Below are 16326 nucleotides of genomic sequence, written 5' to 3' on the forward strand. Positions count from 1 at the left end.
GGCGAAAAGCGCGGACCCATATGAAGGTCACCGTCCAGCGGCGAAAAAGATGCCACAAGATGCCAACGCGATAGCGACCCCATCGCGCCAAAGGAAAAACCTATAGGCGCATAGGAAAGCAGTATTTGAATTGAGCTGACCGCCTGCCTAGCATGGGTCCGCACGCATCACACACAAGAAAGTTCGCGCCAAGCGCGTCAATTCAGGGGAAATCGATGTTCGACCACAGTAAAGCCCGTTCCGCCCGTTACTTGCGCGCGGTCCTTGTCAGCGCGCTGGCCTTTATCGGCCATGCAGCCCAGGCCCAGGCCCAGCCTGCCTATCCCGACCATCCCGTCCGGTTGATCGTTCCGCAATCCGCAGGCTCCGGGGCCGACGTGGTCGCGCGCTTGTTGAGCGAAAAGATGGCAAGCGCCCTGGGCGCTTCTGTCGTCGTCGAAAACAAGCCTGGCGCGAACGGCATCGTGGCCACGTCTTATGTGGCCAAGGCGCCCGCCGACGGCTACACGCTGCTGTTGGCGGGCGTGTCCCAGATGAGCTTCAACCCCAAGCTATACAAGAGCCTGCCCTACGACGCGAATAAGGACTTCACCTACATCGCGCCGGTGGTTGACACGCCCTTCGTCCTGGTCGCCGGAAAGAGCAGCCCCTACAAGAATCTGCAGCAGTTGCTGGCCGCCGCCAAGGCCACGCCCGACAGCGTCACGTTTGCCAGCGCCGGGGCCGGCAACTCCACCCACTTGTCGACCGAGATGATCGCGGCAGGCGCCGGCATCAAGTTGCGGCACGTTCCCTACAAGGGCTCCGGCCCGGCGCTGAATGCCGTGATCGGCGGGCAGGTCGACGTCATGACCAGCGTGCTGGGTTCCGCGTTGCCGCAGATCGAGGCGGGCAATGTCATTCCGTTGGCGATCCTGGCCGAGCAGCGCGCCAGCGACCTGCCCAATGTGCCCACCTTGAAGGAAGCGGGCATACAAGCCCCCGCCATGCCGGGTTGGTTCGCCTTGGTCGGCCCGGCGGGCACCGACGGCGCCATCGTGAGCAAGCTGAACGGGGCCATCCAGGCCGCCATTGCCGACCCGGCCGTCAACAAGCGGCTGAAGGATCTTTACTTCGTTCCGATGCAAGGAAGCGCCAACGCCATGCGCGCCCGGGCGGAAGACGACGCCAAGGTATGGGGCGAGTTCATTGCCAGCACCGGCGTCCAGGTCGATTGACGCCGACCTACCCCGGCCCCTGCCCACGACACCTGGAGATTTCCCATGAAGACGCTATCCCTGCTCGCCGCCATCACCGGCGCCCTGACGATGCTCTCGCCCGCGCACGCGCAACAGGCCGCCGCTTGGCCAGACAAGCCCGTCCGGATCATCGTGCCATTCGCCGCGGGCGGCTCGACCGACATCGTGGCACGCAAGGTGGCCCAACGATTGGGCCAACTGACTAACCAGCCGTTTGTCGTCGAAAACAAACCCGGCGCGGGCGGGACGTTGGGCGCCGCCTACGCGCGCGGGCTGCCGGCCGATGGCTATTCCCTGTTCCTGGGCACGGTCAGCACGCAATCGGTTGCGCCGTTCCTGTACAAGACCCTGCCCTATGACCCGCTGAAAGACTTTCGTGGGCTGGCGATGATTGCGTCCGTTCCCAACGTCGTCGTCGTCAACAAGAACTTGAAGCTGCACGATCTGAAAGGGCTGATCGCCACGGCCAGAAGCAAGCCGGGCGGCCTGACGTATGGGTCCAGCGGTCTGGGTTCATCCAACCACTTGGCGACCGAGGCCTTGCGCGCCAGTCTGGACATTCCCGTGACCCATGTTCCTTATCGAGGCTCCGGGCCCGCCCTGACCGACACGATGGCAGGGCACGTGGACTTCATGCTGGATGTGGCGATGACGTCGTTGCCTTACATCAAGCGTGGCGACCTCAACGCTGTTGCCGTCACGTCCAGGCAACGCCTGGATGTCTTGCCCGACGTGCCTACCGTTGCCGAACAAGGCTTTCCGGACTTTGAAGCGCTGGGATGGTTCGGCCTGTTCGCCCCCGCGCAAACCCCCGAAGACGTGGCCGGCAAAATCGCGGGCCTGGTGCGCCAGGTCGTCACCGAGAAGGACATGACCGCCTACTTCGAAGCGCAAGGCGCCACCGCCAGCGGCGTCACGCTGAAGGACTTCGATGACGTCGTGGCCGCCGACCGCGCCCATTGGGGCAAGGTGGCGGAACTGGCGAAGATCAAGCCTGAATAACAAGATGGGCGTGCTCAGTTTTTCCAGCTTACGCCCGCCCATCGCCCCGTCTCGACCAGGTCTCGTGCCACGTCTATCAAGGTCTGGTGGATGTGGGTGCAGACCACGCTTTTTTCGGTAGACAAGGACATGCAGACCGACACCCTGCGGCTGAACGCCTTGTCTGCAATCGGCGTGGACACGATCCGGTCGGAGTCGGCCTCAGGCCCCACCAGCGCGGACGACGGCAGCACGGTCCAGCCTTTGCCCGCGCGTACCAAGCCAAGCAAGACCGACACCGCGCTGGTTTCCGCAACCAGCGTCAAGGGCAAGGCGTCGTCCGCGAAAGCGCGCGCGGCCAGCACGCGGATTGAATTGGGAAAGCTGGGAAGCACCAGGGGCAACTCCGCCATGTGTTGCAGCGATATCGCATCCACGCCCAGTGCGGGTCCGACCAGATACAGGTTTTCGACCAGCAGCGGCGTCGTGGTCATGCGAGCCGGCTGCGGCTGGACGTCCATCGCCACCGCGATATCCATGCGGTGCAGGGAAACCGCCACGGCCAGATCGGCGCTGCTTCCCTCAATCACTTCCAGCAACACCTCGGGATACCGCTGCGCCACCGCTTCAATCAGCGGCACCGCCAGCACGCGGGACGTACTGGTTGGCAGTCCGACCGTGACATGGCCCGCCGGCGTGTCTCGCCCGTGCTTCAACGCGGATTTTGCCTCTTCAACTTGGCGCAACACCATCTTGGCGTGCCGGTACAAGAGTTTGCCCGCGTCGGTGGCGCGTACCCCGCCCGGGCCCCTGAGTAGCAAGGGGGTCTCAAATTCGCGTTCCAGGTTGGCCACGTGTTGGCTCAATGACGGCTGCGCAATATGCAAGGTCTCGGCGGCGGCCGTAATGCTTTCCAGCTCGACGATGCGGGTGAAGTACTTGAGTTGTCGGAAATCCATCGGTAATTCCTATATCACGCTCGGATCATATTCAACGATGCGCCTGAATAGATGCCCCCTGCGCGTAATCCCTAGGAAATATAGGCACCACGCGCCCCGCGAGCCGCATCGCTTTTTCCTATACCGCTATCCACATTGCATATTGGTGCGGTCAAAGACGCGTCAATAACATTGCTTGTTCGGTCGCTGTGGCCCTCGTCCAGCGCACTTTTCTCACCAAGACAAGGTTTCAAGGAAGTCCATGCCGTCGTACCCAAAAAACGAAGATGTGGCCTGGGTGGTCCCGCCGCAGGCCTACGCGGACACCCGGCCCGAGGTTTACGCCATCCCGGCGCCGCGTTCCCGCTACCTGACGATGCGCGATGGCTGCCGCCTGGCAGTTGATATCTATGTTCCGGAAGACAAGCCCGAACGCGGTGATGATCCGGCACCCGCGCAGTTTCCCGCCATCGTGCTGTTCACGCCGTACTACCGCCGCTTCAAGCTTCATCCGGACGGGGTCGGCGAATGCGCGCCCAATACCGCCAAGTTTCGGGATTTCTTTGTGCCGCGCGGATACGCCGTGGTCGTCATCGACGTGCGCGGCACGGGCGCAAGTTTCGGCACGCGCGACAGCTTCCGCTCGCCACGCGAACGCGACGACAGCCGCGAAGTGGTGGAGTGGATCGTCACGCAGCCGTGGTCCAGCGGCGTCGTGGGCGCCACCGGCATCTCTTACCTGGGGGCCGCTTCTGATTTTCTAGCCAGCACCGGTCACCCGGCGGTGAAGGCCATTGCCCCGCTTTTTTCGGTATGGGACACCTACACCGACAACTACTTTCCGGGCGGCATCCAACTCAAGGCGCTGACGCAAAGCTACGACGACCTGATGGTCGCCCTGGACCATGACCGACGCGAGATGCTGCACCGGTTCGTCTACTACGCAAACCCGCACTTTGAAGGGCCGCGGCCAGTAGACGAAGATCCGGAAGGCGAACTGTTGAAAGCCGCCATCCAGGAACACCTGGGCAACTTCCGCCAGACGGAGTTCATGCCCGAGTTCCGTTTTCGCGAAGACCCCCTGCCCTACGATGCGCAGTTCAGTTCGGCAACGTTCAGCCCCTACAGCCTGGCCGAACACATTCCGCCTGACGTGGCCGTGCTGTCGGTATCGGGCTGGATGGACGGCGGCGGCTACATGAACGGCGCTATCTCGCGCTATCTGACCTTGTCGAAAAACCCCAGCCACCTTTTGCTTGGGCCCTGGGACCATGGCGCGCGCATTGATGTGTCGCCGTGGCGCACGACGCAGATGGCGGACTTTCCCTGGCTTGCCGAAATTCTGCGGTTCTTCGATCACTATCTGCTGGGCAAGCAAACGGGCCTGGATGCCGAGGCGCCGATCCACTACTACGCGCTGCACTCGGAACAATGGCGTAGCGCCGCGCAGTGGCCTCCCTACGACCAGGGCAAAGACAGTGCGCTATATCTGGCGCCCGCCTTGACGCTTGAGGCCGCCCCGGCGCCCAGCCTTTCGCATCAAACCTATCAAGTGGACTTTTCCATCGGCACCGGCGCTGGCACCCGCTACGAGCGCATCGCTGCCATCAACAGCACCGAGTACTACCCCGACTGGCAAGGACGCGGCGACCGCATGTGCAGCTTTACGTCCACGCCGCTGGACGCCGCAGCCGAATTGGCGGGCCACGCCGTGGCGGACCTATGGGTCAGCAGCAGCGAGCCTGACGCCGCCTTGTTTGTCTACCTGACCGAAATCGAGGCCGACGGCACCGAGCGCTATGTGACCGAAGGCCTGTTGCGGCTGCTGCACCGCAAAGCGACACGCTGCCCGCCGCAATACCAGACAACGTGGCCCTTTCGCACATTCAGCCGGCAAGATGCGCGGCCGATGACACCGGGCAAATTCGAACGTGTCGAGGTCCCACTCTTGCCCACCGCCTGGCAATTCAAACCGGGTAGCCGCATCCGGATATCGATTGCTGGGGCGGACAAAGACCACTGCGGACAGGTTCCTCACGGGCGCCCCCCGCTGTTGAAGATCGGCACGGGCGGCGATCATGCTTCACGCATCGACCTGCCGCTTGCGCCGGTTTCACAGACCATTGCCGGCAATGAGGCAAAGCCATGATCGCGCCGTTCAGCTTGTCCGCCTTGGAAATCGACATCCTGCGCGCCGCGCTCTCTCACACAACATCCGCCGAGGAGCCCGGCCTCTTGCTTGGCGCACTGGACGGCATTGCGCAGCGAGCGGTCGGCCACCGTTTGTTCACCGCCTTGCGCTATGACCTTGCAGCTGGCACCGCGCATCGTTTGTACAGCAGCGCCCCCGACCGTTATCCGGCCAGCGGCACCAAGTTGATCAGCGCGGCGCCGGCCATGCAGAAAATGCTGGCGACGGGCAAGCCCTTGCTGACGCCCGACGCGGACGCGGTCCGCATCAACTTCCCCGACGCCGACGCCATCTTCGCCTTGAATTGCCAGAGCGTGCTGAACATCCCGGTGTATGGCCGGGGCCGCCTGCTTGGGCAGATCAATCTATTGCACGCGGCGAATCACTACACGCCCGCGCACACCGACTTCTGCGCGGGCTTGGCGGTCATCGCCGCCACGGCATTCCTCTGATCAACGGCCCCCGTCAGGCGGCACCGGCGCCCCATCCACCAGACGCCAGATCCCCAGGGGGTTGTCTTGTTGCAGGGCGTCTGGCCGCAGCGCATCCGGCAGATCCTGATAGCACACCGGTCGCAAGAACCGGTCGATGGCCGTTGCCCCAACAGACGTGTGCATGGCATTCGACGTGGCCGGGTACGGGCCGCCATGCACCATGGCGTGGCTGACTTCCACGCCCGTGGGAAAGCCATTGGCCAGGATGCGGCCGCACTTGCGTTCCAGCACGCTGAGCAGCGTGCGGGCGGCAGCATGGTCCGGCGCGTCCAGTTGCAGCGTTGCCGTCAACTGGCCTTCCAGATGCTCGGCCACGTTCAGCACCTCTTCCCAGCTTTGCGCGCGCACGATGACCGATGCCGGGCCGAACATCTCGGCCTGCAAGGCCTCGTTGTTCAACAGATTGCGCGCACTGGTCACGTAGAGCGCGGCCTGCGCGGCATTGGATTGATCACGCGCGGCACTGCCGTTTGCCACGGTTTCAACGCCCGGCACGGCCTGGACCTGCTCGCGGCTGCGGTTGTACGCGGCGCAGATGCCGGGCGTGAGCATGACCTGCGCGGCCTTGGCGGCCAGCGCGTCGCTGGCGGCGGCGATGAAGCGATCCAGCTCCGGCCCATCGATGGCGATGACCAGGCCGGGGTTGGTGCAGAACTGGCCCGCGCCCAAAGCCAGCGAATCCACAAAGCCTTGCGCGATGGCCTGCCCGCGCGCCGCCAGCGCGGCGGGCAGCAAGAATACGGGGTTGATGCTGCTCATTTCGGCATACACGGGGATGGGTTCGCGCCGCTGATTGGCAATGTTGACCAGCGCCAAGCCGCCTTGCCGCGAGCCCGTGAACCCCACCGCCTTGATGGCCGGATGCGCGACCAGCGCTTCGCCGATGGTTCGGCCCGCGCCGATCAGCAAGGAGAACACGCCTTCAGGCATGCCCGTGCGTTGCGCGGCTTTTTGCACGGCGCGCCCCACCAGTTCGGATGTGCCCAGATGCGCGCTGTGCGCCTTGACAATGACCGGGGCGCCGGCCGCCAGGGCGGACGCCGTATCGCCGCCCGCCACGGAAAACGCCAGGGGGAAATTGCTGGCGCCGAACACGGCCACAGGCCCAAGCGGCACTTTTGCCTGGCGCAAATCCGCGCGCGGCAGCGGCTGACGTTCGGGTTGGGCAGTATCAACAATGGCGCCCAGAAAGTGGCCGTCGCGCACCACCTGGGCAAACAGGCGCATTTGGCCGATGGTGCGGCCACGTTCACCCGTCAGCCGCGCCACGGGCAAGCCGCTTTCCTGGTGGGCGCGCTGGATCAGCGCGTCGCCCAACGCCAGGATTTCATCGGCTATCGCCTCCAGGAATTCCGCGCGGCGAGCCAGCGGAAGATGGCGATACGGGTCGAACGCGGCAGCAGCCAACGTGGCGGCGCGCTCCACGTCAGCGTGCGTGCCCAGGCCGAAGCTTGGTTCCGCGATGTCGGCATTCAACGTGGGGTTGAAGGCGCATTGCGTACCGGCCGTGCCGCGCACGGCGGCGTGACCGATGAGCATTTCTCCAGTGATCTGCATGATTGAATTCCTTGGATAAGAGTCAGATGGGATGAATGTCGAAGCTCAGGGATCAGTCGTCCAACGGCTGGCCGCTGCGATCGCGCGCAACCGCCACCGCAATGATGGACACCACCGCGCAAGCGGCCAGGAACAGCACCACGGGCACATAGCTGCCGCTGTAGTAGGCGACGAGCGCCGTGGCGATCAGCGGCATGGGGCCGCCCACCAGCGCCGCGCCAATCTGATAACCCAGCGACATGCCGGTGTAGCGGATGGCGGGCGGAAAGGCTTCCGCCAACAAGGTGCCGATCATGGAGCCGTAGCTGGCCCAAATGACGCCGAAGCCCACGGCGATGGCCAGGCCCGCCGCCCACACCGACTTCTGATCCAGCAGCCAGAAGTACGGAAAGATCCACAACAGAAAGGCCACGCTGCCGCCGATGAACACCTTCTTGCGGCCGATGCGGTCAGACAGATGACCGAAGAACAGCATGCACGGAAACGCGATCAAGGCGCAGACCAGCACGATGTTCAGAATGGTCGAACGCGCAAAGCCGTGATCCATCATGTACGAGATGGTGAAGGTGGCGTACAGGAAAAAGGTGGACGTCTCCACGACCTTCGCGCCAATGGCGATCAGCACTTCGCGCCAGTGGTGCTGCAAGGTTTCCTTGAGCGGAATGCGGGCGCTGCTGCGCGTGGCCTGAATCTTCTTGAACGACGGGGTTTCCCCCACGGCGTTGCGGATCCACATGCCCACCATCACCAACACGATGGAACCCACGAACGGAATGCGCCAGCCCCAGGACTGGAATGCCTCTTCGCTCATGCTGGCGCTAAGCAGCGACGTGATGACGTTGCCCAGCGCCAGGCCCAGCACCGCGCCAGTCTGCGGCACGGCGCCATAGAAGCCGCGCTTTTTGCGTGGCGAATATTCCACGGCCAGCAACACGCCGCCGCCCCATTCGCCGCCCAACGCCAGGCCCTGCATCAGGCGCAGCAGCGTCAGCAGAATAGGCGCGGCCAGGCCAATTTGCGCGTAGTTGGGCAACATGCCCATCAGCACGGTGGACAAGCCCATCATCGACAGCGTCATCGCCAGCGTCTTCTTGCGGCCGATGCGGTCGCCGATGTGCGAGAAGATCACGCCCCCCAGCGGACGCACCAGAAAAGCCAGGGCGAAGGTGGCCAGCGCCAGCATCTGACTGACCAGCGCGTTGTCACTAGGGAAAAACTGCTTGGCGAAAATAATGGACGACATGGTTCCGTACAGGAAATAGTCGTACCACTCGATGGTGCTGCCCACTGCGCTGCCCATGAGCGCGCGGCGACGCTCGGCATCAGGGACCAGGGTTTCTTTGTCGGCAGCGCTCAGGCTGGGGTTGGAACCACCAACGGACAGGGTGCTCATGTCTCCACCTATTTGGATTATTTGGTTGTTTGTTTGTTTGAATGCATGTCGCCATCCCATGCGGATGCGGGATGGCGGTTAACGGCAACGCAGGGGTAGCCAAACGCGCATGCGCGCCAGGCGCGCACGTCTTACGTCGATGCGCGCAGCATCGCCACGTAGTCGTCGGCGCTGGCGTCGCGCGGGTTGGTGCGGTGGCTGTGGTCGGCCAGGGCGCCCTTGACGATGCGTTCGTAAAGGTCTTCCGTGACACCCAGTTCGCCCAAGCCCGTCGGCAGATTCAACGCGCGGCTCTTGTTGGCCAGGGCCTCTTCCACTGACAGCGTTGCCGGCAAGCCCATGGCCTGCGCAAGCCGCGCGATCTTGTCTTCATGCGCCACGGTTTCCGCGCCACGGTTGAAACGCACCACCGCCGGCAACAGAATGGCGTTGAGCGTGCCGTGATGCAGCTTGGGGTTGATGCCGCCCAGCGAATGGCTCAGGCTGTGTACGCAGCCCAAGCCCTTCTGAAACGCCAGCGCCCCTTGCAGGGAAGCGCTCATCATGTTGGCGCGCGCTTGCACATTGCCCGGCTCGTTGACCGCCACTTCAATGTGACGCCACGCGCGCCACAGGCCGTCCAGCGCAATGCCATCGGCCGGCGGGTTGAAGGCCGGCGCCAAAAAGGTTTCGATGCAGTGGGCAATGGCGTCCATGCCGGTGGCGGCGGTCAGGCCCGCGGGCAGGCCCAGCGTCAATTCGGGGTCGCAGATGGCAACCTTGGGAATGACGTGGGGCGACAAAATGCCCACCTTGCGCCCATCGTCCAGGATGATGATCGCGCCCCGGCCCACTTCGCTGCCGGTGCCCGCCGTGGTGGGAATGGCGACGATGGGCAGCGTGGCCGCCGTGATGTTCTGCACCCCGCCTTCAATCAAGGCGAACTGGCGCAGCGGGCCTTCATGGCGCGCGGACACCGCCACGGCCTTGGCCAGGTCGATGGAAGAGCCACCGCCCACGGCGATGACGCCGTTGCAATCCGCCTGCTTCAAGCTGGCCACGCCCGCGCGCACCGCCGCTTCCGATGGGTTGGACGGCGTGTCGTTGAACACGGCCAGGTTGGCGTGGCCCAGCGCCGACTTCACGCGGTCGACGATGCCCGCCGCTTCCACGCCCCGATCGGTCACGATCAAAGGTTTGGTAATACCCAGACGCTCACAGACGTCGCGCAGATCCGCCAGGATGCCGGCGCCGAAGCGAATTTCGGTCACGTAATTGATCAGTGCCATGCTGCCTCTTTTCCTTGAAAAACTTGGGCCAGATGAGAAGGCTCGAGTCTAGGCATGGGCCGCGCTTCAGTACACTGACGACTTTCTATACAGCTATAACTTTTATTCATGGCAAACGTTCCCCCCAGCCTGAATTCAGTCATGTCGCGGCTGCATGCCAAGCAGCTCCGGCTGCTCATCACCATTGAGGAATGCGGCTCGCTGCTGGCCGCCGCCGACAAGATCGGCCTGACCCAGCCCGGCGCCAGCAAGGCGCTGCGCGAGCTGGAGCAGACCTTGCAGGTGGAGTTGTTCGCGCGCACCAACCGAGGGCTGATTCCCACCGAGGCCGGCCTGTGTGCGCTGCGCTTCGCGCGCCTGATCCAGGCGGACATCAACAAGCTGCGGTTTGAACTGGATGCGATTGCCAGCGGCGCGGGCGGCCGCCTGGCCATCGGCACCATCATGGGCGCCGTGCCGCTGCTGACCGATGCCGTCACGCACCTGTTGCGCCAGCAGCCGCGCATGTCGGTGGAAATTGTGGAAGACACCAGCGAGACCTTGCTGGGCCTGATCGAACGCGGGCGACTGGATGCGGCCATCTGCCGATCGTCCGTCGGACGTAACCAGGAGCTGTACGAATCCATCGTCATCAAGCCCGAGTCGCTGGCCGTGATTGCCAACGTGCGCCATACGGCGATGGGCGCGAACGCCGTGGACCTGCGCGAATTACAGGACAGCCGCTGGGTGGTCTATCGCGCGCACATGCCGATGCGCCGGCTGCTTGAACGTGAGTTCCACGAAGCCGAATTGAATTTTCCGCTGCACCTCATCGAAACCACCTCGGCGCTGGCTACGCTCACGCTGTTGAGCCGCAACACGGATCTGGTCGCGCTGGTGTCGGAGGACGTCGCCAACTACTTCTGCCGCAACGGCTTGGTGGGCACGCTGGCCTTGGCGCTGAAGTCGCGCAGCGAGCCGTATGAACTGGTGTTCAGGAAGGGCGCGCCGAAAAGCCCGGCGTTGAGTTTGCTGGTGGAGGCGTTGATGCGGGAAGGAAACGCAGGGGTGGCGTAGGGGGTGGCGATGGTTTATTGTTTTATTGAACGAATTATATTTTATTCAATGAAACATAAATCATGACACCCACCCCTGAAGCCTCCCTGGTCGCCCATTTAGGCCGCCTGCGCCAGCAGCCCATTCCCCTCCCCACCCGCGAACGCCTTGCGCAAGCCTTGCTGGACTGGTTCACCGCTGGCTGGTCAGCGGCCGGCACGCCTGCCGCCGACCGCTATCGCCGCACCGCGCACGACTGCCACCCCGGCGCCGGCAACGTCCCGGTCTTCGGCGGCGCGGGCATGAACGCCAACGGCGCCGCTTTCGCCAACGCGGCTATCGCTCACCTGCGTGAGATCGACGACGCGCACCGCGCCGCGATGCTGCACCCCGGCGTGGTGTCGGTCACGCCCACCTTGGCGCTGGCGGCAAGCGGCGGCATGACGCAACGTCAGGTGGCGGACGCCATCATTGCCGGGTACGAAGTGTCGCTGCGGCTGGGCGAAGCGCTGGGCACGCGCCATGCCGCGTCCTTTCACGCCACCGCCACGGCGGGCACGGTGGGCGCGGCGGCGGCCTCGGCCACCGCCTTGGGGCTGGCGCCGCAAGCGCTGCACCATGCGCTGGGCATCGGCGCCACGCAGGCGGCGGGCCTGTGGCAGTTGGTGGACGACGACGCGCACGAAGCCAAGTCGCTGCACCCCGCCTTCGCCGTGCGCAACGGCATGACCGCGGCTTATGCGGCACGTGCCGGACTGCCCGGCGCGCAGCGCTTCGCCACGGGCTCGCGGGGCTTGTATCGCCTGCTGCAAGGCGATGGCCCCTTGGACGCGCTGGACAGCAACCTGGATGCGCCCGAACGCCTGAACACCGCCACCATCAAGGCCTGGCCGTGCTGCGCGCAATTGTTCACGCCGCTGGACGCCACCCAGGAACTGCTGGACATCCACGCGCCTGCGCCGGACGACATCGAATCGCTGGACGTTGAAATCTTCACGCACGCGCTGAAGATCGCCGGGGTCGACTGGCCCGTCAATGCGGCGCAAACCTGCTTTTCCTTGCGCTACGTAGTGGCGCGTCTGGTGCTGGCGGGCAAGCTGGGCATTGAAGACATGGAGTCGCCCGACCTGCATGCGCCCGCGCTGCTGGCCTTGGCGCGCCGCATCACGGTACGCACCAGCGATGTCTTCCAGCAGGAGTTCCCCAGCCTGCGGCCTTGCCGCGTGACGCTCACGCTGAAGGGCGGGCAGCAATGGAGCGTGCTGAGAAAGCTGCGTCGTGGCGACCCGGAAGACCCCTATACCTGGGTTGCGCTGCAAGCACGCATGCGCGCGTTTGCGCCGGCCATGGACGATGCGCAGGCCGCGGCCATTGTCGCTTGGTGCGAGCGCTTTACGGACGCCGGCCAGGACGGGGCGATCTGCCTGCCGGCGCCTGGATTGTTCAGCAGCGCAGGCCAGCGCCAGCAGTAGAGACACAAGCGGGCGCCGCAGCCCGCTTACGCCTTGCCCTTGGGCGTACAGGCGGCCGGCGGCGTGGTCCGGAACCCCTGCTGCGCAAGCTCGTGGCGCACGATGTCCACGGCCTTGAGTTGCGCGGCTTCGTCGTGGCGCGATGCCAGCCCCAGCACGACCAGCGCGCCTATGAAGGCGTCATCCGCGTCGAACACCGGCACGGCCACCGACGCCATTTCGGCGACCCGCTCAGACCGGGTCATGGCGTAGCCGTTTGCATGAATGCTGTCCGCCAGCGGCGTGACCCCACCGGTAAAGGCGCGCAGCACATGCGCCGACGACCCGCCGTCTTTCAGGCTGATGCGCTTGCCGACTTCAACGTGGTGGCGCACTTCGCGCGAGGTGTTTTCGCGATACAGGCAGATGCGGTCTTCACCACTGCGCACGTACAGCGCCACCGTTTCGCCCGTCTGTTCCATGATGCTGCGCAACACCGGCTGCAAGCGCGAACCCAGGTCGAAGGTGTCGCGATAAAGCATGCCCATGTGCAAGAGCGCGGGCCCCAGCGCGTAGGTGCTGCTGTCAAAACGATGAATCATGCGCGCCTTGATGAACACGCCCAGCAGACGCAGCAAGGTGGCTTTGTCCAGCCCGGTGCGTTCGGCCAGGTCGCGCAGTGACAGGCGCAGATTGTTTTCGTCGAAGCATTCCAGAACGGAGATGCCGCGTTCGAGCACGCCGGCGGGCGGCTTAGGGGAATTCTCGCTTGACACGGTTTCGGATGCTTCCTATAGTTTTATTCAATAAAAGACATTTTAACCAATGAAACGAAAGTCGGCTACCGGACCAGGGACCGCCGCCTGCGTTTCGACCAGGAGACCACACGCGCCGCAGCGTTACGCCCGGCCGTGCGAACCGTAGCATTATGCCCAATCAGAGTGATGCATTCGCCACGGCGCTGGGCGCCATCGTGGGCCCCGCGCAGGTACTGACGTCAGCGGCGGACACGGCCCGCTACACGGCCGACTGGCGCCGCAACTTTCCCGGCGCGGCGCGGGCTGTGGTGCGCCCGGCCACTACACAGGAGGTGTCGCGCGTGGTGGCGCTGTGCGCCGCGCAAGGCGTGGCCGTGGTGCCGCAGGGCGGCAACACGGGGCTGGTGGGCGGATCCACGCCCGACGCCTCGGGCCGCGAACTGGTGCTGAGCCTGGACCGCATGACGGCGGTGCGCCGCGTGGATGCGCTGGACAACAGCATGACGCTGGAGGCCGGCTGCACGGTGCTTGCCGCGCAGCAGGCGGCCGCGAACGTGGGCCGCTTGTTTGCCCTGTCGCTGGCCTCGGAAGGCAGTGCCACGGTAGGCGGCGTCGTATCCACCAATGCGGGCGGCGAGCAGGTGCTGCGCTACGGCAACACGCGAGACCTGACGCTGGGCCTGGAAGTGGTGCTGGCCGACGGCAGCGTGCTTGCGCAACTGGGCACGCTGCGCAAGGACAACACCGGCTACGACCTGAAGCAATGGTTCATCGGCGCGGAAGGCACTTTGGGCGTGGTCACCGCCGCGTCATTCAAGCTGTACGCGCCGCCGCGCAAGGTGGTGACCGCCTGGGTGGCGGTGCCCACGCCGCAAGCGGCGGTGGATCTGCTGGCCCGGCTGACCGACGCCGTGGGCGAACGGGTCACGGCTTTTGAAATCATCGGCCGCCAGACCTTGACCCAAGTGCTTCTGCACCCCCTGGATGGCATGCGCGACCCCTTGGCCGAGCCCGCGCCCTGGATGGTGCTGTTCGATGTGTCTGAGACATCGGCATTGATGGACCCCGAGCCCGCGGTGCACGGGGTGCTGGAAGCCGCCATGGAAGACGGCGGCGTGACCGATGCGGTGATCGCGGCCTCAAACCGCCAGGCGCATGAGCTATGGGCGTTGCGCGAACACGTGCCCGAGGCACAGCGGCTGGAGGGCCCGTCCATCAAGCACGACATCTCGGTGGCGGTGTCCCGCATTCCCGAATTCATCGCCACCGCCGACAGCCGCTTGCAGGCGCTGATGCCCGGCATCCGCATCGTCTGCTTCGGCCATGTGGGCGACGGCAATCTTCACTACAACCAAAGCAAGCCGCTGGCGATGGACGACGCCGCCTTTCGTGCCCAGGAAGATGCGGTGCATGACATCGTGCACGAAGTCGCCGCCGCGTTGGGCGGTTCGATTTCCGCCGAGCACGGCATTGGCCGGCTCAAGCAGCAAGCGTTCCTGCAATTCAAACCCGCCGTGTCCGTCGAGCTCATGCAGCGCATCAAGCAAGCGCTGGACCCGCGGGGCACCTTCAATCCGGGACGCCTGTTGCCGCGCCCCGCCCCCACGCTTTCCTAATCACCAGGACCCTGCGCCATGCCCGTTTCCGTTTTCGATATGCAGTCGCTCCAGCATCTGTGGAGCACCGACGAACTGCGCGACATTTTCTCGGAAGAGAACCGCATCCAGAAGTGGCTGGACTTTGAAGCGGCGCTGGCCGAAGCCCAGGCCGAGCTGGGCATCATTCCAGAAGCCGCCGCCCGCGAGATTCGGGCGCAGGCCAAGATTTCCAACATCGACATCACGCAGATGTCGGCCGAAATTCGCCGCATCAAGCATTCACTGGTGCCCGCGCTGAAGCAACTGCAGGCGCGTTGCGGCCCGGATCATGGCGAATGGGTGCACTACGGCGCCACCACGCAAGACGTGGTGGATACCGGCGTGGCCTTGCAGCTTAAGGAGGTGCATAGCGTCATCCTGCGCGACGTGACCGCAGTGGGGCAGGAACTGGCTCGCCTGGCACAAACGCATCGCGACACCCCCATGGCGGGGCGCACGCACGGCGTGCAGGCGCTGCCGATCACCTTCGGGCACAAGTGCGCGGTGTGGCTGGACGAGCTGTCGCGCCATCACGACCGCCTGAAAGAATGCGAAGCGCGCATGCTCGTCGGCATGGTGGCCGGCGCGGTAGGCAGCCAGGCCTCGCTGGGCGAACAGGCCGAAGAGGTCGAACGCCGCACGCTGGCCAAGCTGGGGCTGGCCGCGCCCGCCGTCAGTTGGGCACCGGCGCGCGACCGCTTCACCGAATACGCGCTGGTGCTGGCCATGCTGGGCGCCACCTTGTCGAAGATCGGCAACGAACTCTTCAACATGCAAAGAAACGAATTTGGCGAAGTGGAAGAGGCGTTCTCGGCGGGCAAGCTGGGGTCGTCCACCATGCCGCACAAACGCAATCCCACATCTGCTGAAAACCTGGCGGGCCTGTGCCGGCCCTTGCGCGCCAACGCGGCGCTGATGCTGGAAGGCATGGTGCAGGAAGGCGAACGCGACGGCGTTGCCTGGAAGATCGAATGGAAGGCCCTGCCCGAATGCTGCCTGATTGCCGGCGCCATGCTGTTCCAGGCCAAGAACCTGCTGGCGGGCCTGCGGGTGGACGCGGACGCCATGGCACTGAACCTGGACCGCATGCGAGGCTACCTGCTGTCCGAACACGTGATGCTGGAACTGTCCGAGCGCGTGGGCAAGCAGACCGCCCACGAATGGATCTACGACGCGTCCATGCACGGCATCACTCACAAGCTCGATTTCGCTCAGGCGCTGCGCCAGCATAAGGACCTGGCGGCGCTGCTGGGCGAAGCAGAGATTCTGCGCCTGACTGATCCCGCGGGTTACCTGGGACAGTGCGCCACCTCGGTGGACAGGGTGGTGCAGAAACATCAGACGGGATGGCTCGACGCCTGAGCCTGACCCTGAAAAAAACAACA

The 16326-nt window shown here is 64.7% G+C and carries 13 protein-coding genes; 8 read left to right on the top strand and 5 right to left on the bottom strand.

All coding sequences use genetic code 11. The features are described from left to right. Positions 1-215: 215 nt before the first annotated feature. Positions 216-1217 (top strand): Bug family tripartite tricarboxylate transporter substrate binding protein, encoded by a 1002-nt coding sequence (locus P8T11_RS14560; RefSeq protein ID WP_268081279.1) that lies wholly within the window; start codon positions 216-218, stop codon positions 1215-1217. Positions 1218-1262: 45 nt separating this feature from the next. Beyond that, complete coding sequence (locus tag P8T11_RS14565; protein ID WP_268081278.1) at positions 1263-2240, top strand: Bug family tripartite tricarboxylate transporter substrate binding protein; 978 nt, start codon at positions 1263-1265, stop codon at positions 2238-2240. Between the two features lie 14 nt (positions 2241-2254). On the opposite strand, the gene P8T11_RS14570 is transcribed toward P8T11_RS14565, so the two are convergent. After that, the gene (locus P8T11_RS14570) at positions 2255-3178 is read right to left on the bottom strand and encodes a LysR substrate-binding domain-containing protein (RefSeq protein WP_268081277.1); all 924 of its coding nucleotides are present in this window, start codon (positions 3176-3178) and stop codon (positions 2255-2257) included. 241 nt (positions 3179-3419) lie between these two features. On the opposite strand from P8T11_RS14570, the gene P8T11_RS14575 reads away from it, so the two are divergent. After that, the gene (locus tag P8T11_RS14575; RefSeq protein WP_268081276.1) at positions 3420-5306 is read left to right on the top strand and encodes a CocE/NonD family hydrolase; all 1887 of its coding nucleotides are present in this window, start codon (positions 3420-3422) and stop codon (positions 5304-5306) included. After that, positions 5303-5800, top strand: coding sequence for a GAF domain-containing protein (locus P8T11_RS14580; RefSeq protein WP_268081275.1), 498 nt, complete (start codon positions 5303-5305; stop codon positions 5798-5800). The genes P8T11_RS14575 and P8T11_RS14580 overlap by 4 nt, the downstream gene beginning before the upstream one ends. On the opposite strand, the gene P8T11_RS14585 is transcribed toward P8T11_RS14580, so the two are convergent. The 3 genes from P8T11_RS14585 to P8T11_RS14595 all read right to left on the bottom strand — a co-directional run bounded on the left by P8T11_RS14585 (position 5801) and on the right by P8T11_RS14595 (position 10060). Beyond that, positions 5801-7399 (bottom strand): aldehyde dehydrogenase (NADP(+)), encoded by a 1599-nt coding sequence (locus tag P8T11_RS14585; protein WP_268081274.1) that lies wholly within the window; start codon positions 7397-7399, stop codon positions 5801-5803. Positions 7400-7451: 52 nt separating this feature from the next. After that, positions 7452-8792, bottom strand: a complete 1341-nt coding sequence (locus P8T11_RS14590; RefSeq protein WP_268081273.1) for an MFS transporter — start codon at positions 8790-8792, stop codon at positions 7452-7454. Positions 8793-8923: 131 nt separating this feature from the next. Then, the gene (locus P8T11_RS14595) at positions 8924-10060 is read right to left on the bottom strand and encodes an iron-containing alcohol dehydrogenase (RefSeq protein ID WP_268081272.1); all 1137 of its coding nucleotides are present in this window, start codon (positions 10058-10060) and stop codon (positions 8924-8926) included. Between the two features lie 108 nt (positions 10061-10168). Between P8T11_RS14595 and P8T11_RS14600 the strand changes: the two genes are divergently transcribed. Then, positions 10169-11116, top strand: a complete 948-nt coding sequence (locus tag P8T11_RS14600) for a LysR family transcriptional regulator (protein ID WP_418910303.1) — start codon at positions 10169-10171, stop codon at positions 11114-11116. Positions 11117-11178: 62 nt separating this feature from the next. Further along, complete coding sequence (locus P8T11_RS14605; RefSeq protein ID WP_268081271.1) at positions 11179-12567, top strand: MmgE/PrpD family protein; 1389 nt, start codon at positions 11179-11181, stop codon at positions 12565-12567. Between the two features lie 26 nt (positions 12568-12593). On the opposite strand, the gene P8T11_RS14610 is transcribed toward P8T11_RS14605, so the two are convergent. Continuing rightward, positions 12594-13322 (bottom strand): IclR family transcriptional regulator, encoded by a 729-nt coding sequence (locus P8T11_RS14610; RefSeq protein ID WP_268081270.1) that lies wholly within the window; start codon positions 13320-13322, stop codon positions 12594-12596. 152 nt (positions 13323-13474) lie between these two features. Between P8T11_RS14610 and P8T11_RS14615 the strand changes: the two genes are divergently transcribed. After that, positions 13475-14920 (top strand): FAD-binding oxidoreductase, encoded by a 1446-nt coding sequence (locus tag P8T11_RS14615; RefSeq protein WP_268081269.1) that lies wholly within the window; start codon positions 13475-13477, stop codon positions 14918-14920. Positions 14921-14938: 18 nt separating this feature from the next. Continuing rightward, positions 14939-16303 (top strand): adenylosuccinate lyase, encoded by a 1365-nt coding sequence (gene purB, locus P8T11_RS14620; protein ID WP_268081268.1) that lies wholly within the window; start codon positions 14939-14941, stop codon positions 16301-16303. The last annotated feature ends 23 nt before the right edge of the window (positions 16304-16326 follow it).

Source organism: Achromobacter spanius (assembly GCF_029637605.1).
Lineage (GTDB): Bacteria > Pseudomonadota > Gammaproteobacteria > Burkholderiales > Burkholderiaceae_B > Achromobacter > Achromobacter spanius_E.